At 67.6% G+C, this 19,364-nt stretch carries 22 protein-coding genes, 1 tRNA gene and 1 pseudogene; 13 read left to right on the top strand and 11 right to left on the bottom strand.

What is annotated here, in order from left to right; translation table 11 throughout:
* Positions 1–10: 10 nt before the first annotated feature.
* The gene (locus J7J50_RS08960) at positions 11–469 is read right to left on the bottom strand and encodes a TfoX/Sxy family protein (RefSeq protein WP_251044008.1); all 459 of its coding nucleotides are present in this window, start codon (positions 467–469) and stop codon (positions 11–13) included.
* The gene (locus J7J50_RS08955) at positions 466–948 is read right to left on the bottom strand and encodes a GAF domain-containing protein (protein ID WP_215055738.1); all 483 of its coding nucleotides are present in this window, start codon (positions 946–948) and stop codon (positions 466–468) included. The genes J7J50_RS08960 and J7J50_RS08955 overlap by 4 nt, the downstream gene beginning before the upstream one ends.
* Positions 949–1,098: 150 nt before the next feature.
* On the opposite strand from J7J50_RS08955, the gene bioD reads away from it, so the two are divergent.
* The gene (gene bioD, locus J7J50_RS08950; RefSeq protein WP_215055737.1) at positions 1,099–1,785 is read left to right on the top strand and encodes a dethiobiotin synthase; all 687 of its coding nucleotides are present in this window, start codon (positions 1,099–1,101) and stop codon (positions 1,783–1,785) included.
* 100 nt (positions 1,786–1,885) lie between these two features.
* Here bioD and J7J50_RS08945 read toward each other — a convergent pair whose 3' ends face one another.
* The 3 genes from J7J50_RS08945 to J7J50_RS08935 form a co-directional block, all read right to left on the bottom strand.
* Positions 1,886–2,296, bottom strand: a complete 411-nt coding sequence (locus J7J50_RS08945; RefSeq protein WP_215055736.1) for a phasin family protein — start codon at positions 2,294–2,296, stop codon at positions 1,886–1,888.
* Between the two features lie 415 nt (positions 2,297–2,711).
* Positions 2,712–3,065: a 6-carboxytetrahydropterin synthase QueD gene (queD, locus tag J7J50_RS08940; protein ID WP_057945243.1), complete on the bottom strand. Its 354-nt coding sequence runs from the start codon at positions 3,063–3,065 to the stop codon at positions 2,712–2,714.
* A gap of 197 nt (positions 3,066–3,262) precedes the next feature.
* Positions 3,263–3,339: transfer RNA gene (locus J7J50_RS08935), tRNA-Met, on the bottom strand.
* 124 nt (positions 3,340–3,463) lie between these two features.
* Between J7J50_RS08935 and J7J50_RS08930 the strand changes: the two are divergent.
* The 3 genes and pseudogenes from J7J50_RS08930 to bfr all read left to right on the top strand — a co-directional run.
* Positions 3,464–3,943 (top strand): annotated as a pseudogene (locus tag J7J50_RS08930) (RNA pyrophosphohydrolase); the annotation flags it as partial.
* A gap of 264 nt (positions 3,944–4,207) precedes the next feature.
* Positions 4,208–4,411, top strand: a complete 204-nt coding sequence (locus J7J50_RS08925) for a (2Fe-2S)-binding protein (protein ID WP_215055762.1) — start codon at positions 4,208–4,210, stop codon at positions 4,409–4,411.
* Positions 4,412–4,635: 224 nt separating this feature from the next.
* Entirely contained in the window at positions 4,636–5,106 is a 471-nt protein-coding gene (gene bfr / locus J7J50_RS08920) for a bacterioferritin (RefSeq protein ID WP_056116104.1), read from the top strand.
* Between the two features lie 327 nt (positions 5,107–5,433).
* On the opposite strand, the gene J7J50_RS25115 is transcribed toward bfr, so the two are convergent.
* The 3 genes from J7J50_RS25115 to J7J50_RS08910 all read right to left on the bottom strand — a co-directional run bounded on the left by J7J50_RS25115 (position 5,434) and on the right by J7J50_RS08910 (position 6,491).
* Entirely contained in the window at positions 5,434–5,556 is a 123-nt protein-coding gene (locus tag J7J50_RS25115) for a hypothetical protein (RefSeq protein ID WP_285222270.1), read from the bottom strand.
* A gap of 17 nt (positions 5,557–5,573) precedes the next feature.
* Entirely contained in the window at positions 5,574–5,789 is a 216-nt protein-coding gene (locus tag J7J50_RS08915; RefSeq protein WP_215055734.1) for a hypothetical protein, read from the bottom strand.
* Positions 5,790–5,900: 111 nt separating this feature from the next.
* Positions 5,901–6,491 (bottom strand): DUF4126 domain-containing protein, encoded by a 591-nt coding sequence (locus J7J50_RS08910; RefSeq protein WP_215055733.1) that lies wholly within the window; start codon positions 6,489–6,491, stop codon positions 5,901–5,903.
* An 83-nt stretch (positions 6,492–6,574) separates the two neighbouring features.
* Between J7J50_RS08910 and J7J50_RS08905 the strand changes: the two genes are divergently transcribed.
* The 9 genes from J7J50_RS08905 (at position 6,575) to J7J50_RS08865 (ending at position 16,411) form a co-directional block, all read left to right on the top strand.
* Positions 6,575–7,309 carry a DUF6776 family protein gene (locus tag J7J50_RS08905; RefSeq protein ID WP_215055732.1) on the top strand — a complete coding sequence of 245 codons (735 nt, stop codon included), beginning with the start codon at positions 6,575–6,577 and terminating at the stop codon, positions 7,307–7,309.
* Positions 7,310–7,312: 3 nt separating this feature from the next.
* Positions 7,313–7,741: a polymer-forming cytoskeletal protein gene (locus J7J50_RS08900; protein WP_215055731.1), complete on the top strand. Its 429-nt coding sequence runs from the start codon at positions 7,313–7,315 to the stop codon at positions 7,739–7,741.
* A gap of 31 nt (positions 7,742–7,772) precedes the next feature.
* Positions 7,773–8,651 (top strand): DUF6776 family protein, encoded by an 879-nt coding sequence (locus J7J50_RS08895; RefSeq protein WP_215055730.1) that lies wholly within the window; start codon positions 7,773–7,775, stop codon positions 8,649–8,651.
* A 144-nt stretch (positions 8,652–8,795) separates the two neighbouring features.
* On the top strand, positions 8,796–9,170 hold the full coding sequence (erpA, locus tag J7J50_RS08890) for an iron-sulfur cluster insertion protein ErpA (protein ID WP_057945245.1): 375 nt from the start codon (positions 8,796–8,798) through the stop codon (positions 9,168–9,170).
* Positions 9,171–9,247: 77 nt separating this feature from the next.
* On the top strand, positions 9,248–10,144 hold the full coding sequence (gene nudC / locus J7J50_RS08885) for an NAD(+) diphosphatase (protein WP_251044020.1): 897 nt from the start codon (positions 9,248–9,250) through the stop codon (positions 10,142–10,144).
* Positions 10,145–10,391: 247 nt separating this feature from the next.
* Positions 10,392–11,312 (top strand): hypothetical protein, encoded by a 921-nt coding sequence (locus J7J50_RS08880; RefSeq protein ID WP_215055728.1) that lies wholly within the window; start codon positions 10,392–10,394, stop codon positions 11,310–11,312.
* Between the two features lie 413 nt (positions 11,313–11,725).
* Entirely contained in the window at positions 11,726–12,466 is a 741-nt protein-coding gene (locus J7J50_RS08875) for an RNA polymerase sigma factor (protein WP_343222463.1), read from the top strand.
* Positions 12,463–13,470, top strand: a complete 1,008-nt coding sequence (locus tag J7J50_RS08870; protein WP_215062887.1) for a FecR domain-containing protein — start codon at positions 12,463–12,465, stop codon at positions 13,468–13,470. Before J7J50_RS08875 ends, J7J50_RS08870 begins: the two co-directional genes overlap by 4 nt.
* 94 nt (positions 13,471–13,564) lie before the next feature.
* On the top strand, positions 13,565–16,411 hold the full coding sequence (locus J7J50_RS08865) for a TonB-dependent receptor (RefSeq protein ID WP_215055726.1): 2,847 nt from the start codon (positions 13,565–13,567) through the stop codon (positions 16,409–16,411).
* A 28-nt stretch (positions 16,412–16,439) separates the two neighbouring features.
* Here the strand turns inward: J7J50_RS08865 and J7J50_RS08860 are convergent, their stop codons facing one another.
* The 3 genes from J7J50_RS08860 to J7J50_RS08850 form a co-directional block, all read right to left on the bottom strand.
* Positions 16,440–16,865 (bottom strand): DUF2752 domain-containing protein, encoded by a 426-nt coding sequence (locus J7J50_RS08860; protein WP_215055725.1) that lies wholly within the window; start codon positions 16,863–16,865, stop codon positions 16,440–16,442.
* A 23-nt stretch (positions 16,866–16,888) separates the two neighbouring features.
* Positions 16,889–17,224 carry a CD225/dispanin family protein gene (locus tag J7J50_RS08855; RefSeq protein ID WP_215055724.1) on the bottom strand — a complete coding sequence of 112 codons (336 nt, stop codon included), beginning with the start codon at positions 17,222–17,224 and terminating at the stop codon, positions 16,889–16,891.
* Between the two features lie 97 nt (positions 17,225–17,321).
* Positions 17,322–19,205 carry an MFS transporter gene (locus J7J50_RS08850; RefSeq protein WP_215055723.1) on the bottom strand — a complete coding sequence of 628 codons (1,884 nt, stop codon included), beginning with the start codon at positions 19,203–19,205 and terminating at the stop codon, positions 17,322–17,324.
* Positions 19,206–19,364 lie beyond the last annotated feature (159 nt).

The following is a 19,364-nucleotide window of genomic DNA, read 5'->3' as shown; positions in this document are numbered from 1 at the left end:
TCGACCCGGATCAATCGTTGCGATCGTCCGCGTCGTGCGAATCATGCCCGTCGTCGTCCGACGGACCGTCGCGGTCGTTGCCGCCGTCTCGATCGCCGTCGTCGCGATCATGCCCAGCGCCGAACGCGGTCGGCTCATCGAACCGCTCTTCCTGCGCATGCATCGTCGTATGCACCGGCGCGGCCGCCGGCTTGTTGCGCGGCGCCGGCAGCAGCGCGGTCGCGGCTTCGGCGGCCAGGATCAGCTCCTGGCGGCGTTCTTCGCTGATTTCCTGCCAGTGGCAGTCCAGCAGCGCGCCCTCGATCGCGTACAGCAGGTTCAAGGTCGGTTTGAAGCCGGCGCGCTTGACCCGCATGAACGCCTCGACGGTGCCGATCGCGGCGATGTCCTCGTGCGTGCGCAGCCCGACCTGGCGCAGCCAGGCCGCGCTCTTCGGGCCGATGTTGCGCATCTTGGGGGCGGCGGTCATGCCAGCGACTCCAGGTAGACCCGCGCCAGCGCTTCCAGCCCGGCCTGATCGTCGGCGTCGAAGCGTTCCGGCACCGGGCTGTCCAGATCGAACACGCCGATCAGCTCCTCGCCCCGCAACAGCGGCACCACCACCTCCGAACGCGAAGCCGCGTCGCAGGCGATGTGGCCGGGGAAGTCGTGCACGTCGGCGACGCGCTGGGTCTGGCGGCTGGACGCGGCCGCGCCGCACACGCCCTGGTCGAGCGGGATGCGCACGCAGGCCGGCAGGCCCTGGAACGGGCCGACCACCAGTTCGCGGCCGTCGTAGAAATAGAAACCGACCCAGTTGAGCTGCGGCAGGGACTGGTTGACCAGGGCCGACAGGTTGGCGGCGTTGGCGACGCGGTCGCGCTCACCGTCGAGCAGCGCACGCGCCTGCTCGACCAATTGCGCGTACTGCTCGGGCTTTGGGCCCGAAAGTGCTGAGGCTGTATACATCTTCGGAGTGTAGCAGCGGTGCTCGCCACGACTACCATGGCCAGCCGGCAGTGCCGGAAAAGCGCGAGGTCAGTCACAAGCGCCAGACTGCTCACGCGCGGCAACCCGCCGTCGTACCGTCCCCCAGCGACTTTTCGGACCCGAATCCCGATGCCTTCGCGAGCGTATCTCCCCGGCCTGTTCGTCACCGGCACCGACACCGGCGTGGGCAAATCCGTCGTCAGCGCCTCGTTGCTGCATGCGATCCGCGCGCTCGGCGCGCGCGCGATCGGCATGAAGCCGGTGGCGAGCGGCTGCGAACCCGGCGCGCAAGGCTGGCGCAACGAAGACGCGCTGCTGTTGCAGGCCGCCAGCGATCCCACGCCGCGCTACGAAGACGTCAATCCGTACGCGCTGCCGCAAGCGCTGGCGCCGGAGATCGCCGCGGCCGAAGCCGGCATCGAGATCGGCCTGGAGCCGATCCTCGCCGCCTACGCGCGCCTGCGGGCGCAGGCCGAGGTGATGGTGGTGGAAGGCGTCGGCGGTTGGGCCGCGCCGATCGACGCACGGCTCGACCAGATCGATCTGGTGCGCGCGCTGGATCTGCCGGTGGTGCTGGTGGTCGGCTTGCGCCTGGGCGCGATCAACCACGCTCGCCTGAGCGCGCGCGCGATCGCCGCCGACGGCGCGCGCTTCATCGGCTGGATCGCCAACGACATCGATCCGCGGATGGCGCGCATGGACGAGAACTTCGAGATCCTGCGCCAGCGCATGCCGGTGCCGTGCTGGGGCCGCGTGCCTTACTCGCAGCGTCCCGATCCGGCGCGGCTGGCGTCGTCGCTGCGGCCGCAGGTGTAATTCGCCGGCATCGCCGCGGCGCGGACAACAAAAAACCCGGCAGCGTGCGCTGCCGGGTTTCGTGTATCCGCGTAACCCGCCGGAGAGAGAGACGTTGCGATTACTTCGCCGGAGCGACGCTCGCCTTGGTCGCGGCCTTGGCGGCCTTCTCGACGTTGGCCTGGGTGGCCTTGGCGGTGGTTTCGATCTGCGACTTGGCGAGTTCGGCGATGGCTTCGTTGGCCTTCAACGTGCGGCCGAAAGTTTCCTGACCGGTGCTGACAGCGCGCTCGACGTTTTCGCGAGCGATCTGCACGCCCTTCGGCCACAGGGTCTTGAAGGCTTCGGCATCGCGCGCTTCGGCGGCTTCGCCGAAGAAAGCGAAGGTCGCGTTGACGCGCTCTTCGATCGCGGCGATCTGCAGACCGAACACGGCCTCGGCGTTGTCGAGGGCCAGGCGGTTGACCTGAGCGGCCGTGTCCGCGAACTGGCGCGTAGCGGCGGCGAACTGTTCGTTGAATTGCTGGTACATGGCTGAGCTCCTGAGGGAAGGTCCAGACGAAGAACGACTGGATTGTGCGGTGCAGCATATGCCCGGGTTTGTTGCGATGCAACATGGAGCCGACGAGCGGTCGCAAGCCGTTCAGAAATCCTGCCTATTCAGCAAGTTGCGGCTCAGTGACCCGCAGCGGCAAAGCGCCCGCAGGGCGCCGCGGTGCGTGCGAATTCGCCGCTCGCGGGCGGCCCCGGCAGCTTGGCGCGTGTGTCAGAAGCGGGGCGGGCGGATGACGGCGGCCGGTGACGGTCGACGCGATGGCGGTCAGTAGCCCTGCGCTGATCGCGATCGCGGAAACCCGCGCCGAAAACACGCACGCCGCGCAAGGGCGCGGCGTGCGGGAAGGGTATTAGCATGGACGCGAGGGCTCAGGCCCGCGCGCCGGTCCGGATCAGCCGCGGTAACGGCAGCCGGCGGTGCAGGTTTCGTGCACGACGATTTCGCTCAGCAGCGGCAGGACCGGCTTGAGCTGATCCCACACCCACACCGCGAGCCGTTCGCTGGTCGGATTCTCCAGGCCCTCGATGTCGTTCAAGTAATGGTGATCGAGCCGGTCGTAGATCGGCTGGAAGGCCTTTTTGACGTCGGCATAGTCCATCACCCAGCCGGTGTGCTCGCCGAGTTCGCCGTGCAGATGCACCTCGATCCGGAACGAATGGCCGTGCAGGCGCGCGCACTTATGCCCCTCGGGCACGTTCGGCAGGCGGTGGGCGGCTTCGAGAGTGAAGACCTTGAAGATGTCGATGGCAGTCATGGAGGCAACCGGTGGAGCGGTGCGGGCGCTGGCCGTCGAGCGGTCGGCGCGTGGGTGATCGGGCGATGCGTGTCGCGCGCGAATCCGGATTCGTTCCGGCCGTTCGCTGCGCGCCAGTGTGCTCCGCGGGCCGCATACGAAAAAGCCCGCTGCGCTGGCGGGCCCGGGTGTTGCGGCGCTTTGTCTTATGGTGGCTATGGGTGGACTCGAACCACCGACCCCAGCATTATGAGTGCTGTGCTCTAACCGGCTGAGCTACATAGCCACGGGGAACCGCGAATTCTTCATGTCCGGGGCCGGGTTGTCAATCCTTACGGCGCGCTTTGCCCGACTTGTCGTCTGCCTCACCCCGTGGCAGAGTCGGACACAGTGAATTTGGAGTCCGCATCGTGATCGATCCGGACGGCTATAGGCCTAATGTCGGCATCGTGCTGATGCACCCGGACGGCCGCCTGTTCTGGGCGCGCCGCGTGCATCGCGACGGCTGGCAGTTCCCGCAAGGCGGGATGAACACCGACGAGACGCCGCTCGAGGCGATGTATCGCGAGTTGCGCGAAGAAACCGGCCTGCTGCCGCAGCATGTCGAAGTCCTGGGCGCAACCCCGGGCTGGCTGCGTTACCGGCTGCCGCGGCGGGCGGTACGGCGCAACGACCGCCTCGTATGCATCGGTCAGAAACAGGTGTGGTTCCTGCTGCGGCTCACCGGGCAGGAATCCGATCTGTGCCTGGACCTGACCGACAAACCTGAATTCGATAACTGGCGCTGGGTCGATTTCTGGTACCCGGTCGAGCACGTCGTCATCTTCAAGCGCGGCGTGTATGCCAGCGCGCTGCGCCATCTGGCGCCGTTCGCCCGCCATGTCGCCGGCCCCCAGGCGGTGCCGGCGCCCGACCCCAATGCGCGGGCCAGCGAAGGCCAGTTCGCCGGCCGGGCCCATCAGCGGCCGCGGGCGCGGCCTTGCGGGCCGGGCACCCCGGTGCGCGGCGGCGGTTCCGAGTCCAGCGGCTGAGGCCCATCGGGGCGGAGTTCCCTTGAACGCCGGCACGGGTTGGGCTGGCATTAATTGACAATCATTCGCATCCGTGGCGGAATGCTTGTGCAGCCAGCCGGCTGCATGCCGAAGACCCCGCCCGTGTACGTCTGCATCTGCAATGGAGTCACCGACCGCGATATCCGCCAGGCCGCCGAGGCCGGTTGCCGCAGCGTGCCGGAACTGACCATGCGTACCGGCGTCGGCGCCAATTGCGGCAGTTGCCTGGAGCTGGCCAGCTCGCTGCTGGAACAGGCGCGCAACGTGCGCGAATTGCCGCTGGCGGTCATGCAACAAGCCGCCTGAGCGGCCGCGGCCGGTCCGGCCGCTGCACACCACACGCAGTGCCTTCCGACCGCCCGCTTCAGGGCGGTTTTCGCATGCGCGCCCGCGAACCCGGCCAGCGGTCGCATAACCCGGGCATGCGCCGACGACACTGATTCTCGACTCCCTTTGCGCACGATTCGCGTTTCGTCATGGCTTTTTCGAAAGGACTACAGTGCCGGCCATTGCAACGTCGGAGCCCGGCCATGAAAGGCGACCCCAAGGTCATCGAATTCCTCAACAAGGCGCTCTTCAATGAGCTGACCGCGATCAACCAGTACTTCCTGCACGCCAAGATGCTGAAGAACTGGGGCCTGAAAGAACTGGCCGAGCACGAGTACCACGAGTCGATCGACGAGATGAAGCACGCCGACAAGTTGTCGGACCGCATCTTGTTCCTCGACGGTCTGCCGAACTTCCAGGCGCTGGGCAAGCTGCGCATCGGCGAAAATCCGCGCGAGCTGCTGGCCTGCGATCTGGCGCTGGAACTCGAAGCGATTCCGCTGCTGCGCGAAGCGATCAAGTACTGCGAGACTGTCAGCGACTACGTCAGCCGCAAGCTGTTCGCGGACATCCTGGATTCGGAAGAAGAGCACGTGGACTGGATCGAAACCCAGCTCGCGCTGATCGAGCGCCTGGGCGAGCAGAACTATCTGCTGACCAAGATCGAGGAATGAGTTCGAAGCATTGAGAAGACGGCGAGCGCGATGTTCGCCGCTTCCTCGCGGTTCCACGGTTCAGCCAGCCAGCGACGTTCACACCGAAGCCAGCAAGCCAGCGCCGTACTGAGGCCATCGCGAATTTCGTGCTGTCATCAAACAAAAAGCCGTCGGCGCTGAGCCGGCGGCTTTTTTGTTTGCTCAAAGATTCGATTGTCGCTGGCCGAAAAGCATCGGGGCTGAAGCCCCTCCCACAAGAGCCGGCGTCGCATCGAGGGCTCTTGTGGGAGGGGCTTCAGCCCCGATGCCTTCGGCTCAGATCGCAGCAGACCCAAACCCCGCACTTCACCCCGACGCCGCGACACCGGCCTCGGGCTTGCGCCAGATCCACCACAGCGCCATCGCGACCAGCACGCTGATCAGCATCTTGTTTGCTGGAAGATTCGATTGTCGCTGGCCGAAAAGCATCGGGGCTGAAGCCCCTCCTACAAAAGACTTCGATGCGACGCTGGCTCTTGTGGGAGGGGCTTCAGCCCCGATGCCTTCGGCTCAGATCGCAGCAGACCCAAACCTCGCGCTTCACCCGACGCAGCGACCCCGGCCTTGGGCTTGCGCCAGATCCACCACAGCGCCATCGCGACCAGCACGCTGATCAGCATCTTGTTTGCTGGAAGATTCGATTGTCGCTGGTCGAAAAGCATCGGGGCTGAAGCCCCTCCTACAAAAGACTTCGATGCGACGCTGGCTCTTGTGGGAGGGGCTTCAGCCCCGATGCCTTCGGCTCAGATCGCAGCAGACCCAAACCCCGCACTTCACCCCGACGCCGCGACCCCGGCCTTGGGCTTGCGCCGGAACAGCTTGCGCCAGATCCACCACAGCGCCATCGCGACCGCTACGGTGATCAGCGCCACGATGCCCAGCGTGATCCAGGGGTAGGCGAACACCAGTGCCAACCCACCAACCACCGCGGTGTCCTCGGCCACCGACGCGGTCCAGTTGCTGACCGGTTCGGGCGAGGTGTTGAGCAGGGCGCGGGTGCCGGACTTCAGCACGTGGCTGGTCAGCGCCACGCCCGCGCCCGCGGCCAGGGCGCCGGCGCCCAGGTGACCGTCGGGCGACATGGTCGCGGCCGCCAGAAACGCGCCGACCGGCACGCGCAGCAGGGTATGCAGCAAGTCCCAGCCCGAGTCCACGCCGGGAATCTTGTCGGCGAAGAACTCGCCCACGGTCAGAAGGCCGCACACGCCCAGCACCCACGGCGACTGGGTCGCCTGCAGCGCCTGCGGCAATTCCAGCCAGCCCAGGGCGCCGGCGATGCCGACTCCGAAGACGGTCAGATAGACCCGGACCCCCGACAGCCAGGCCAGAACTACGCCAACTGCGAACAGGTGCGCATCGGACATCGTGGCGTTCCCGTTAAGATTTAGGGTTGAGTATAGGGAAAGCCGGCGGTGTGAGCCGTCGTAGTCCGCATGATCCAGTCCGCATGAGCAAGACCCCGCCGCCGCGCTTCGTCATCGTCCAGCAGCAGCCGGACAAGCGCCCTTATATCTGGTCCGCCGTCGGCGTGGCGTGGGCGCTGTCGCTGGTCGTGGCCTGGCTGTGGTCGCAGTCGCTGGCCGCGCCGAAGCTGCCCAGGCTCAGCGCCGAGCTCGACCAGACCAAGCGCGAGCTGCGGGTCCGCTCCAAGGCGCTGGAACAACTGGAACAGCGCGAAGCCAATTTGCAGCGCTCCGACCAGGTCAGCCGGGCGGCCAACAAGCAGGTGCAGAACTCGTTGGCCCAGCGCGAGGAGGAAATCTCCGATCTGCGCGCCGACGTGGCCTTCTACGAACGCCTGGTCGGCGCGACCGCGCCGGCCAAGGGCCTGAACGTGCACTCGGTGGAGTTCACGCCCGAGACCGGCGGCACCTGGCGCTACCAGATCGTCCTGACTCAGAATCTCAACCGCGGCGCGGTCAGCAGCGGGGGGCTGCAGTTCCAGGTCGAAGGGGTTCGCGGCGGCAAGCTGGCCGCGATCGGCTGGGACGAACTGCACCAGAAGTCCAAGGCGCCCGCCCAGGACTATTCCTTCCGCTACTTCCAGCAACTCGACGGCAGCGTGATGCTGCCGGCCGGCTTCACCCCGCAACGCGTGCGCATCTCGCTGCACGGGGAAAACGCCGCGATCGAGCAGCATTTCGCCTGGAAGAGCGGCGTCACCGTAACCGGGGAAACTTAAGCGATGTTCAAGACCAACAGTAAACCGACCCAACTGCGCGAAGGCCAGGTCGACACCATGATCGGCTCGCAGGTGGTGATTCGCGGCGACCTGCATTTCAGCGGCGGGCTGTATATCGAAGGCCGCGTGATCGGCAAGCTGGTGGCCCTGGACGGGCAGCCGGCCAGCCTGACCCTGGCCGAGAACGGCGTCATCGAGGGCGAGGTGCGCGCCCCGGTGGTGATCATCAACGGCCAGCTCGACGGCGACGTGTATGCCAGCGAGCGGATCGAACTCGCCGCCAAGGCGCGCGTTCAAGGTAATGTGCACTACAAGGTGGTCGAGATGACGGCCGGGTCGATGCTCACCGGACGACTGATCCACGCCGAATCGCCGACGGCCGCGCTGCCGGCGCCTGAAGCGCTGATTACCGCGGACGCCCGGATGGATTGAGGGCCGCCGCTCCAGCCCCCAGACGGTGCGGATGAGCGACGAAACCTCACAGTCCGCGCCGTCTCCGGGAACCCCGGCCGATCGTCCCGCGACGCAGCGGCCGGCGAGTGCCGCGCCCGATCCGGCCACTGGCCACGACCACGCTCCCGCCGGAGCGACGGCTCCGCCGCCGTCCGGCGCGGGCGATGCGGGTCACCATCGCTGGCGCCTGCCCGCCGCCGTGCTGTTGGCCGCCGCGCTGGGCTTCGGCGCCTGGGGGCTATGGCGATCGCTGAGCGAAACCCAGGACACTCCGCCGCCGCCCGGCCCGCAGGCGGCCAGCCTGACCCCGCGGCAAATGCAGGCCGACCTGGAACAACTGCAGCAGCGCGTGGCCACCCTGGGCCGTTCCGACGCCATCAGCCGCCAGGCCAATCGCGATCTGCAAAGCGCCCTGGCCGAGCGCGATGAGGAAATCGCCGGCCTGCGCGCCGACGTGGCCTTCTACGAGCGGCTGGTCGGCGCCACCGGCCAGCGCCGCGGCCTCACCGTGCACACCCTGAAGATGCAGCCGCAGGATGGCGCGCCCTCGGCCTGGCACTTCACCACCACCCTGACCCAGAACCTCAACCGCGGCGCGGTCAGCGCCGGCCGCCTGACCCTGGCGCTGGAAGGCACCCGCGCCGGCAAGCTCGAAAAGCTCGCCTGGGCCGACCTGCGCCAGCAGCCCGACGCGCCGGGCACCGCGTATTCGTTCAAGTACTTCGAACAGGTCGAGGGCGACGTATTCGTCCCCGCCGGCCTGACCCCGGTCCGGGTCACGGTGCGGTTGACCCCGCAATCGGGCGCGGCGGTCGAACAATCCTTCAGCTGGGCGGAGGCGACCCGCGAGACCGTCGTCCCGGCGGCCACGGCCAATCCGGCCGGCTGAGGCCGCGGGCCGGCCCGATCCGGCCGCCGCGGCCGGCGATATCGCCGCGATCGGCCGCCCAGGCGCGCCATCGGACCGCACCAGCCAATCGCAGTGTTCGTCTGGCGCGCTTGAATGCGCGCGCGGCGGCCTTATCCTTTCAACATGGAAATCACCACGCTCAATGCCGCGCCGGGCTACCAGTCCCTGGATCGGCCGCTGCAATTCACCTCGTCGGCGGCCAGCAAGGTGCGCGAGCTGATCGCCGAGGAAGGCAACGATGCGCTCAAGCTGCGCGTCTACATCCAGGGCGGCGGCTGTTCGGGCTTCCAGTACGGTTTCGAATTCGACGAGCAGCAGGGCGAGGACGATCTGGCCGTGCAGACCGACGGCGTGACCCTGCTGGTCGATCCGCTGAGCCTGCAATACCTGATGGGCTCGGAAGTCGATTACACCGAAAGCCTGCACGGCTCGCAGTTCGTGATCCGCAATCCGAACGCGAAGACCACCTGCGGCTGCGGTTCCTCGTTCGGCGTGTGACGACTACCGCGCAAGCCGCTTCCGCGACCGATCGGCCGTTCGCCTTCGTCGAGGGCGATGCCGCGTGGCAGGCGGCGCTGGATCGCGCCGACCATCTTCGCGATCAACCCGAAGCCTTGTCCGAGCTGTGGCCGCGGGCGCGGGTGATCGTGCTCGACGACTCCGGCAACGCGCTGGCCGACGACGACGGCAGCCTGCGCGCGCCGCTCGGCCGCGAACTCAGCGACGGTCCCGGCGGCGTGGGCGCGGCGGTGTTTCTCGGTCTGGCCGCGGACGGGCAGGCCTGGTTTTCCATCGACGCCGAACTGGTCGCCTTCGACGCGCCGCGCCGGGTCGATCTGCGCAGCGCGGCCGGGCACTGGCCGTTGCTGCAGGCCAGCGTGTTCGCCCAGGCGCGCGCGCTGCAGCATTGGCGCAGCCGCCATCGCCATTGCGGTGTGTGCGGCGGCGAAGTCGCCTCCGCGCGCGCCGGCTGGCAGGGGCGTTGCGGGCAATGCGGCACCGAACATTACCCGCGCACCGATCCGGCGGTGATCGTCGCGGTCAGCGACGGCGAACGCCTGCTGCTCGGCCGCCAGGCCGGCTGGCCGGCGCGGCGTTATTCGGTGATCGCCGGTTTCGTCGAACCCGGCGAATCGCTGGAGCAGACGGTCGCGCGCGAAGTGCTGGAGGAAACCGGCGTGCGCGTGCGCAGTTGCCGTTATCTGGGCTCGCAGCCGTGGCCGTTTCCGAGCGCGCTGATGCTGGGCTTCGCCGCCGAAGCCGAGCCCGACGAACCCAAGACCGGCGATGAGCTGGAAGAAGCGCGCTGGTTCACCCTGGACGAAATCCACGCCGCCTGCGCGCGCGGCGAACGCGCCGCCACGGCCGAGCCGGGCGATGACGACGGCCCGCTGCTGTCGCCGAGCATTTCCATCTCGCGCTGGCTGATCGAACACTGGCGCGTGGCCGCGCAGGCGCGCGCGGGGCGTTGAACCACGCAAGGGCGTGCGTGGTCGCGCCGGTTCTGAGCGGTCATTCTGCTGAGTTTTGTAGGAGGGGCTTCAGCCCCGATGCTTTTCGATCAGCAGCCGCGAACCATCGAAGCGATCGGATCGAAAAGCATCGGGGCTGAAGCCCCTCCTACACAGACCTCGAAGGCTCGCGACCGCGCCTGCACGCGGTCGCGCTAGAATCCGGCCAGTTCATGTTTTTCTTCGCCTCGCCAGGAGCGTCGCCCCGATGTCCGTCACGCTGATCGCCGCCGTCGTCGCACTCGTGCTCGGCCATCTCGCGCAGTCCCTGGCCGCGTCGGTGCGTCATTACGGCTGGTACGGCGACTGGCTGCGCTGGATCGACAGCCGCTTTCCCGAAGGCAGCTTCTGGCGCGGACGCTGGGGCCTGCTGATCGCGCTGGTGCCGCCGCTGCTGGCGGTCGGCCTGTTCCAGTTGGCGCTCGATGAACCCCTGATCGGGCTCGGCGGGCTGGTGTTCGGCATCGTCATCCTGTTCTACGCCTGGGGCCCGCGCGATCTGGATCTGGACGTGGAAGCGCTGGCGTCGGCGCGCGACGGCGCCTCGCGCCGCGAAGCCGCCGCCCGCCTTTGGCCCGAGGGCGCCACGCCCTTGCTCGACGGCGGCTCGCTGGTCGAGGCGGTGTTCCGCAGCGCGTTGCGGCGCTGGTTCGGCGTGCTGTTCTGGTTCCTGCTGCTCGGCCCGGTCGGCGCGCTGGGCTATCGGCTGGTCGCGCTGGCCGCCGAAGGCGAGGCCTCCAAGCAGTTGTCCGGCGACACCCTGGCCGGCGCGCGCACCTTGCTCGCGCTGCTGGACTGGCCGGTGGCGCAGCTGCTGACCCTGGCGCTGGCCCTGGTCGGCAATTTCGATACGGTGCTCGGCGCCTGGCGCGAAGCCGGCGGCGCGCGTTTCAGCCTGGACAACCGTTTCCTCGGCGCGGTCGCCCGCGCCAGCGTCAAATGCGAGCTGGCCGAGGAAGCGGCCGACTACGTGAACGAATCCGGCGTCGCCGCTCCCGCGCAGGGCGTGGCGCTGATGACTACCGGCGAAGTGCCCGAACTGCGCGACGCGATGAGCCTGGTCTGGCGCAGCCTGCTGGTCTGGCTGGCGGTGTTGGCCTTGTTCGTGATCGCCGGCTTCGTCGCCTGAACCCCGGCGCGGTGGCCCTGCGCCGCCGCGATGCCGCGTATCCCCGGAATGCGACCGCCTGAGCGGAAACCGAACGCCGGCGCACGTTCGGGGTAGGGGGGGCTCGTCTGGACTGCGTTTAGACGCACAGGTTCCGCGTAAACCGCCGCGCATTGTCGTTCGCCGCCGGCCACCCCGGTGTCGGGCGACGGTCCTGCCGAGGGGGCTGGACACGACTCTTGCGCGACGGCTTTCACGGAACCTGATTCGCGCGTTGGTCAGCGCGATCGCGGCAGCAGCCAGACGGCGCGGCGGCGATGAGGTAACGCTTTACCCGCGCACGAGAGTCCGGCGATCAAGACCGGGCCTCGTGTGCGGACTAAACCTCACTCATCGGATGCGCGCTTCATCACGCTAGCGGAGGATTCGGATTGGTGAATCGCTTCACGTCCCAGCTTCTGGTCGGTCTGAGTCAGACCGATCCCGGCCCCACGGGTTTTGCGCCCGGCGTTACCGCGCAAGACGACCTGAGCTTCGTTCACCCGCCCGTTGCGGCTGGGCTAGTATCGAAGCAGGTAACCAGGGCATGGGTGAAGGTGGACGTGGGCCAGGATTCATCGGCGGCGAATCAGCCCGCGACGACGCGGCAGGAGGACGATCACTTCGTCGGCTTCCTGCGCGATCACCGCGAGCCGCTGATCGCGTTTTTGCGCAAGTCCGCCGCCTCGCACGAGGACGCGCAGGACATCGCGCAGGAAACGATGATGCGCATGCTGCGTTATCGCGACCAGCCAGCCGACGCGTTGAAGATCCTGATGTACCGCATCGCGATCAACGCGCTCAACGATCGCGGCCGGCGGCAGAAAACCCGGCATGCGCCCGAGCACGTGAGTCTGGATGAGGATTACCACGCGCTGCCGTCGCAAGAACCCAGCCACGACCAGCGCGTGGCGACCGAGCAGGAACTGGCGCTGGTGCGCGCGGCGATCATGCAATTGCCGATGCGCAGCCGGCAGATTTACCTGCTCAACCGCGTCAACGGAATGAGTTACACGCAGATCGCACGTCACTGCGGTATTTCTGTAAAGGCGGTGGAGAAGAATATAGGCCGGGCGCTCGCGCTGTTGCGCGTGCGCATGAAGGAAAGCGGCTACGAGAGCTTGCAAGAACAATGACTACTACACTGCCCACATCGACGACGACCCCGACAGCCGATCCCGCAGACGGCCGCGCGGAAGCGTGGGTGGCGCGGCTGGATTCGCCCGAATGCACCGCGCACGATCGCGCCGAGTTCGATCGCTGGCTCGACGCCGCGCCCGAGCACGTCGCCGCCTACGTCGCCGCCGAGCGCGCGCACCAGGCCGCGGCGCAACTGGCCAGCGACGAAATGCTGCAGGCCGCCGCGCGCATCGCCTGGCGCGCGACCGGCCGCGAAAGCGCGCGCTCGCGCTGGTGGATGCCGGCGGCGATGGCCGCCTCCTTGCTCGTCGCGACCGCGGTCGGGGTCAACTGGCTGCGCACGCCGGCGCCGGCCAGCGACGCTCGCTACCTCACCGCGGTCGGCGAACAGCGCTCGCTGCGTCTGGCCGACGGCACCCAGGTGATGCTCGACACCGACTCGGTCATCGTCGCGCGCTTCAGCGACGAGCGCCGCGAGGTCGAGGTCGATCGCGGCCGCGTGCAATTCCAGGTCGCCGCCGACGCCGCGCGCCCGTTCTCGGTCAAGGCCGGCAACGGCCTGATCCGCGACATCGGCACCACCTTCCAGGTCATCAAGACCGACAGCACGGTCAACGTCGGTTTGCTGGAGGGCGAGGTGATCGTCTCCAACGGCGTCGCCCAGGCCGGCAGCACGCTCAAGCCCGGTCAGCAGCTCAGCTACGACCACAGCGGCCGCATGAGCCCGCCCGAGCCGCTGGACCTCAGCGCCGCGCAGGCCTGGCCGACCGGCGATCTGGTGTTCAAGAACCGGCGTCTGGACGCGTTGCTCATCGAGATGAACCGCTACTCGGCGACCAAGCTGCGCCTGGCCGATCCGGCCCTGGGCAAGATCACCGTCAGCGGCGTATTCCACATCGGCGACCAGGCCGCGTTGCTGGAGGCCCTGGAGCAGGGCTGGTCGTTGCAGTCCGAACAGCGCGCCGACGACGAGATCGTCCTGCATCGCAAGTCCGGTTGAGTCCCCTGTGTGCCGTAGCGATGCTATGGTTGGATCGCGCCTACAGACAGGGGGCGTACCGGTTCAGCTGTAGCCCGATCGATGCGGTTGGTGGATGGCCAAGATTGCGTATGCGTTCATCGTTTCCGTCGCGCTGACGTTCTCGCCTGTTGCCGGGGCTTTGCAGGCCCCCGAAGGCGATATTCCAGCCGATGGCTACAACATCCCTCCCGGCGCGTTGGACGACGCGCTGAACGCGTTCGCGTCCCGTAACCGTTTGCAGCTGATCTACGCCCCGGCCCTGGTGGCGCGGCGGCGCAGCGCGGGCCTGAAGGGCCGGCCCGGCATCCGCGAGGGCCTGGCCCAGTTGCTGGACGGGACCGGCCTCACCGCAGTGGCCGTAAAAGCCAATGTCTACTTGCTGCAGCCGGCGCCGCGTCCGCGGCCCAGGCCGGTGCCGCAGGCGTTCGTTCAGAAGCCTCAGGCAATGCCCAAGGCACCTACTACGACGGAATTAGACACGGTCCATGTGACAGGAACACGCATCGGCCGCGCCGCGTTCGAAAGCTCGCTGCCGCTGACCCTGATCACCAACGAACAAATCCGCGCCAGCGGCCACCAGACCCTGTTCGATCTGCTGCGGCTGACCCCGGGCATGACCGGCCATCACCCGCGCAATGTCGCCACCGAAGGCGGCGCCAGCCAGGTGCCGTCGGCGGCGGCGGCCTCGGCCAGCCTGTATTCGCTGGGGCCGCGCGCGACCTTGTTCCTGGTCGATGGTCGGCGCATGGCCAACTACGGCTTGGTGTCCACCGACATGGGCGCGCTGACCGATCTCAACGGCATTCCGCTGAGCATGGTCGATCACATCGAGATCGCCCACGGCGGCGCCTCGGCCATCTACGGCGCCGACGCCATGGCCGGCGTGGTCAACATCATCCTCAAGAAGGACTACCGCGGCGCCGAAGTCGGCGGCAGCTACGGCGTGTCCCAGCGCGGCGACGCCGAGCAGCAGCGCGAGTACGCCAGCTTCGGCGAGCAAACGCCCGGTGGCGGCAGCGTGTTCGTCAGCATCGACCACTTCACCCGCAATCCGCTGATCGGCAGCCAGCGCGAGTGGAGCACGCTGGACCAGCGCCGCTACGGCCTGCTCGACGGACGCATCCCGTCGGGTTTCGACGACTTCGAGGCCGGCGGCATCCGCGCCGTCAACGGCTGCAAGAGTCGCGACAAGACCGCCCGCGGCATCGACTGCAGCCTGGACATTCCGCAGTACGTCAGCCTGCAGCCGGGCATCACCAGCAACGCCTTCTACACCCACTTCCGCCAGCCGATCGGCGAGAACGCGGAGTTCTATGCCGACCTGCGCGCGACCCGGGTCGGCCTGGAGATGCAGAACGCGCCGTTCTACGCCTCGGTCAACCTGCCCGAGGATCATCCCGACGCGTACAAACCCAAGCCCTACCTCGATCTGAACTACTGGTTCTCCGAAGTCGGGCCGGTGCGCAACCGCACCGTCACCTCCACCCGCGATTTCACCGCCGGCCTCAAGGGCTACCGCGACAAGTGGGAGTGGGACGTGAGCCTGTCGCGCCGGCGCAACAAGGTGGTCAATCGCATCGACGGCCTGATCAACGAGCCGGCGATCAACGCCGAGGTGAAGACCTTCCACTTCAACAAGACCGAAGGCAACGCGCCGGAGGTGCTCGACGAGATTTCGCCGCAGGTCACGATGGGCGGCCAAATGATCCTCGATACGGCTTCGGCCAGCATCGAAGGGCCGCTGTTCGCGTTGCCGGCCGGCGACGTGCAGATCGCCGCCGGCGTCGAAACGCGCCGCGAGCGCCTGAGCAACCGCCCGGACCAGTCCTTCGTGCAGGGCAACGTGGCCTTGGCGCAGCAACTGGACGAACGCGAGGCCAGCCGCAACACCTCGGCGATCTACGGCGAGGTCAACGTGCCCTTGCACGACAAGCTGTGGGTGGACGCGGCGTGGCGGCTGGATCACAACGGCGGTTACGGCAATCAGATCTCGCCGATGTTCGGCGTTCGCTGGCAACCATGGCAGTCGCTGATCCTGCGCGCGTCGATGGGCGAGGGCTACCGCGCGCCGACCCTGGCCGAGTTGCGCCGTCCGCTGGTGATCGATTCGGAAGGCTACGTGCGCTCGGACCCGAGCACCCAGCCGTGCCTGATCGATCTCGGCCCGGTGTGCATGATCGATCGCCGCGCGACGATCAACGCCGATCTGCGCCCGGAAACTTCCACCAGCCGCAGCCTCGGGCTGATCTGGACGCCGAGCGAAGACTTCACCGCCACCGTCAACCGCTACCGCATCCGCCGCCGCAACGAGATCCTCGCCATCGACGCGGTGTCGCGCCCGGACCTGTTCCCCAAGGCCATGGTGCGCGACGAAGAGGGCTACCTGATCGCGGTCGACACCTACCTGGACAACATCGGCAGCACCGAAGTCAGCGGTTGGGAAATCGACACCGAATACCGGCTGCAGACCCAGCGCCGCGGCAACTTCGCCTTCCGCCTCAACGGCCATTACATGGACCGTCTGCTGCGCCGGCCGCACCCGGCGGAGAAGGAACTGGACTACTCCGGTTTCGGCACGCCCAACCGCACCGTGCTGGGCAGCGTGCGCTGGACCTATCGCGACTGGATCGCCACGCTCAACCTGCGCTACATGGGCCCGGCCACGGTGTGGATCACCGAGCCCGGCCAGACCTGCCCGACCATCAACGGCGTCGTCGGCCGCTGCCGCACGCCCAGCGCGACCTTGCTCGGCATGGATCTGGCCTACGGCGGTTTCGACAAATGGCTGATCGGGCTCAACGTCAGCAACCTCAACGATCGCCGGCCGGTCAATTACGACTACAGCTACGGCGGCTACAGCATCGTCGATGACGACCCGGTCGGGCGTTATTACCTGGTCAGCGCGATGTACCGCTTCTAGCGCCGGCGGCTCGCGGCGGCGCCGCGGTTCAGCCCGGCGCGAGCCAGGAAAACGGCGGCCACGGCAGATTGCGCAGCACCCAGAACGCGGCCAGCAATCCCAGCCAGGCCTTGCCGTTGCCCAGGATCGCCAGCGCGCGCCGCGGCAGCGGCAGGCGATAGCCGAGCCCCTGCAACACCAGCAGCGGCAGCGCCGGGATCAACAGGCCCAGCAGCGGATTCATCGCCATCATCTGCGCCAGATCGCCGTGCGCCAGCGCGTGCAGCGCGCGGGTCATGCCGCAACCGGGGCAGTACAGGCCGGTGAGGTGATAGAACATGCAGCCCGGCAGCGGGCTGCCGGCGGCATTGGGATCGACATGGCGCAGCACCCACACCCCGGCCGCCGCCGCCGCGGTGGCCGCGGTCGCGGCGACGGTGAGGGTGAGATGGCGCTGGCGGGCGCTGCGGTCCATATCGATGCGTGCGGCGGCGCGCCTCAGCGCGACTGCACTTTTTGCAGTTCCTGCAGGAACTCGTCGGACATCATCGACATGCCGTTGATGAAGAACGACAGGATCGTCCAGATCAGGCCCAGCGCGACCAGCCCGGTGCCGACCCAGCACCAGATCTTCGCGGTTTCCGACGCGCGCCGCGCGCCGTCTTCGTCGCCGGCGGCGTACTTGCTGTTGACCTGATTGCCGAACACCAGCGCGACGATGCCCGGCGCGGCGCCGATCAGGCAGCAGAAACACGCGCCCAGCACGGTCAGGGTGATCGACCACGGCAGGTAGTTCGGATACGGCGAGGCGGCGGTGACGACGGGCTGATTCATGGTGTCCTTCCCAGGGCGATGGCCGGACGCCGACGGCGTCCGCTCGCGGGCATCCTAGCAGCGCTCCGCCGCGCCGGCACGCCGCGCGTGGAGGCGATCAGGCCTGATCGCCGCGCAACGCGCGCACCTGCGCCTCCAGCGACGGCGCGGTAACCTGCGCGCCGTCGCGCGGCGCATCGGCGATCACCTCGACCTGGGCGCGGAACCGCCGTGGCACGCGCATGCGCGCCAGCCGCGAGTCGCGCTTGCTCCACATGCTGGACCACATGCCGCGCAAGGCCATCGGGATCACCGGAACCGGGTTGTTCGCCAGTATCCGCTCCACGCCCGACTTGAACGGCGCGATCTCGCCGTCCTTGGTCAGCGCGCCCTCGGGGAAGATGCCGACCAGTTGGCCGTCGGCAAGCGCGGCTTCGATGTCCTCGAACGCGCGCCGCATCAACTCGGGATCTTCCTTCGCGCCGGCGATCGGAATCGCCTTGGCGGTGCGGAAAATCCAGCTCATCACCGGGATGTTGAAGATCTTGTAATACATCACGAAGCGCACCGGCCGCGGGATGCTTGCACTGAGGATCAACGCGTCCATGTAGCTGACGTGGTTGCACACGATCAGTCCCGCGCCCTCGTCGGGAATGCGTTCGGTGCCCGACACGCGCAACCGGTACAGGGCGCGCACCAGCACCCAGCTCAGGAAGCGCATCAGGAATTCGGGCACGAGGGTGAAGATGTAGATGGCCACGATCGCATTGGCGATCGCCAGGGCCAGGAACACCTGCGGAATGGTCCAGTGGAAGAAGCGCTGCACCACCACGCCCAGCACCGCCGCCAGCACGATGAAGGCCGCGTTCTGGATGTTCATGCCGGCGATCACGCGCGATAGTTCGTTCTTCGGCGAACGGTTCTGGATCAGCGCGAACAGCGGCACCACGAAGAAACCCGCGAACACGCCGATGCCGACCAGGTCGATCATGATCCGCCACGCGCCCGCGCTGTGGACGAAGGCGGAGACGTTCAGGCCGGTCGCGGTCGCGGCGCCGGTGCGGGCGAAATACAGATCGATCATGAAGGCACTGATGCCGAACGCGCCCAGCGGCACCAGGCCGATTTCGACCGTGCGCGCCGACAGCCGCTCGCACAGCATCGAGCCCACGCCGGTGCCGATCGAGAACAGCGCCAGCGCGAAGATGTACAAGGTCGGGTCGCCGCCGAGATTGGTCAGCGCATAGCCCGGCAATTGCGAGGTCAGCACCGTGCCGACGAACCAGAACCACGACACGCCCAGCACCGAATTGCGCACCGCCGGCTGGCGCCGGGTCATGCGCATGATCTTCACCGACTCGGGAATCGGGTTCCACTGGATCTTCAGGTCCGGCTCGCCGGCGTCGGCGCGCGGAATCAGGCGGCTGACGAGGTTGCCGGTCACCGCCAACACGATGATCGCGGTCGCCGCGACCACCGGCCCGTGCGTACCGGCGAGAGTGAAGATCAGGCCGCCGAAGATCATGCCGGTGAGGATCGCGATCGAGGTGCCCATCTCGACCAGACCGTTGCCACCGGTGAGTTCCTCCGGCTTGAGCACCGAGGGCAGGATCGAATACTTGACCGGCCCGAACAGCGTCGATTGCAGGCCGGTGCAGAACAGCGCGATCAGCAGGACCGTCATGCTCTGGGTCAGGAACCCGACCGCGGCCAGGCTCATGATCGCGATCTCCATCGAGGTCGTGATCCGGATCAGCTTGTGTTTTTCCAGCTTCTCCGCGATCTGCCCGGCGGTGGCCGAGAACAGGAAGTACGGCAGGATGAACAAGGCCGGCGCCAGGTTGGTGTAGAGCGTGCGCTGCGCATCGTCCACGCCCAGATAGAACAGCAGCCCGATGATCGCCTGCCGGTAGACGTTGTCGTTGAAAGCGCCGAAGGCCTGGGTCAGGAAGAACGGCAGGAACCGCCGTTGGGTGAGCAACGCGAACTGGTTGTGCGCCATGCCGTCCTGCTTTGTCGGATCTGGTCCGCACATCGATGTGCGGCTCGCGCGAAGGATTCGCGTGGGGAGCCTAGCAAACCCGGTATCGCGGGGTGTAGCGGGTTCGGGCGGGTAGCGGAAAAGTAGCCCCGGCATTGCGTGCGCCTAGACCCCCGCCAT

It is taken from the genome of Lysobacter sp. ISL-50 (assembly GCF_018612875.1).
Taxonomy (GTDB): domain Bacteria; phylum Pseudomonadota; class Gammaproteobacteria; order Xanthomonadales; family Xanthomonadaceae; genus Lysobacter.
Note: the sequence above shows the minus strand (reverse complement) of the source record. Positions and strands in the feature narration are given on the sequence as shown.

Excerpts from the sequence above, each read along its gene's own strand:
- J7J50_RS08960 (WP_251044008.1), bottom strand. The coding sequence starts at position 469 with ATGACCGCCGCCCCCAAGATGCGCAACATCGGCCCGAAGAGCGCGGCC.
- J7J50_RS08955 (WP_215055738.1), bottom strand. The coding sequence starts at position 948 with ATGTATACAGCCTCAGCACTTTCGGGCCCAAAGCCCGAGCAGTACGCG.
- bioD (WP_215055737.1), top strand. The coding sequence starts at position 1,099 with ATGCCTTCGCGAGCGTATCTCCCCGGCCTGTTCGTCACCGGCACCGAC.
- J7J50_RS08945 (WP_215055736.1), bottom strand. The coding sequence starts at position 2,296 with ATGTACCAGCAATTCAACGAACAGTTCGCCGCCGCTACGCGCCAGTTC.
- bfr (WP_056116104.1), top strand. The coding sequence starts at position 4,636 with ATGAAAGGCGACCCCAAGGTCATCGAATTCCTCAACAAGGCGCTCTTC.
- J7J50_RS25115 (WP_285222270.1), bottom strand. The coding sequence starts at position 5,556 with ATGCTTTTCGGCCAGCGACAATCGAATCTTCCAGCAAACAAGATGCTG.
- J7J50_RS08915 (WP_215055734.1), bottom strand. The coding sequence starts at position 5,789 with ATGCTTTTCGACCAGCGACAATCGAATCTTCCAGCAAACAAGATGCTG.
- J7J50_RS08910 (WP_215055733.1), bottom strand. The coding sequence starts at position 6,491 with ATGTCCGATGCGCACCTGTTCGCAGTTGGCGTAGTTCTGGCCTGGCTG.
- J7J50_RS08905 (WP_215055732.1), top strand. The coding sequence starts at position 6,575 with ATGAGCAAGACCCCGCCGCCGCGCTTCGTCATCGTCCAGCAGCAGCCG.
- J7J50_RS08900 (WP_215055731.1), top strand. The coding sequence starts at position 7,313 with ATGTTCAAGACCAACAGTAAACCGACCCAACTGCGCGAAGGCCAGGTC.
- J7J50_RS08895 (WP_215055730.1), top strand. The coding sequence starts at position 7,773 with ATGAGCGACGAAACCTCACAGTCCGCGCCGTCTCCGGGAACCCCGGCC.
- erpA (WP_057945245.1), top strand. The coding sequence starts at position 8,796 with ATGGAAATCACCACGCTCAATGCCGCGCCGGGCTACCAGTCCCTGGAT.
- J7J50_RS08880 (WP_215055728.1), top strand. The coding sequence starts at position 10,392 with ATGTCCGTCACGCTGATCGCCGCCGTCGTCGCACTCGTGCTCGGCCAT.
- J7J50_RS08870 (WP_215062887.1), top strand. The coding sequence starts at position 12,463 with ATGACTACTACACTGCCCACATCGACGACGACCCCGACAGCCGATCCC.
- J7J50_RS08865 (WP_215055726.1), top strand. The coding sequence starts at position 13,565 with ATGGCCAAGATTGCGTATGCGTTCATCGTTTCCGTCGCGCTGACGTTC.
- J7J50_RS08860 (WP_215055725.1), bottom strand. The coding sequence starts at position 16,865 with ATGGACCGCAGCGCCCGCCAGCGCCATCTCACCCTCACCGTCGCCGCG.
- J7J50_RS08855 (WP_215055724.1), bottom strand. The coding sequence starts at position 17,224 with ATGAATCAGCCCGTCGTCACCGCCGCCTCGCCGTATCCGAACTACCTG.
- J7J50_RS08850 (WP_215055723.1), bottom strand. The coding sequence starts at position 19,205 with ATGGCGCACAACCAGTTCGCGTTGCTCACCCAACGGCGGTTCCTGCCG.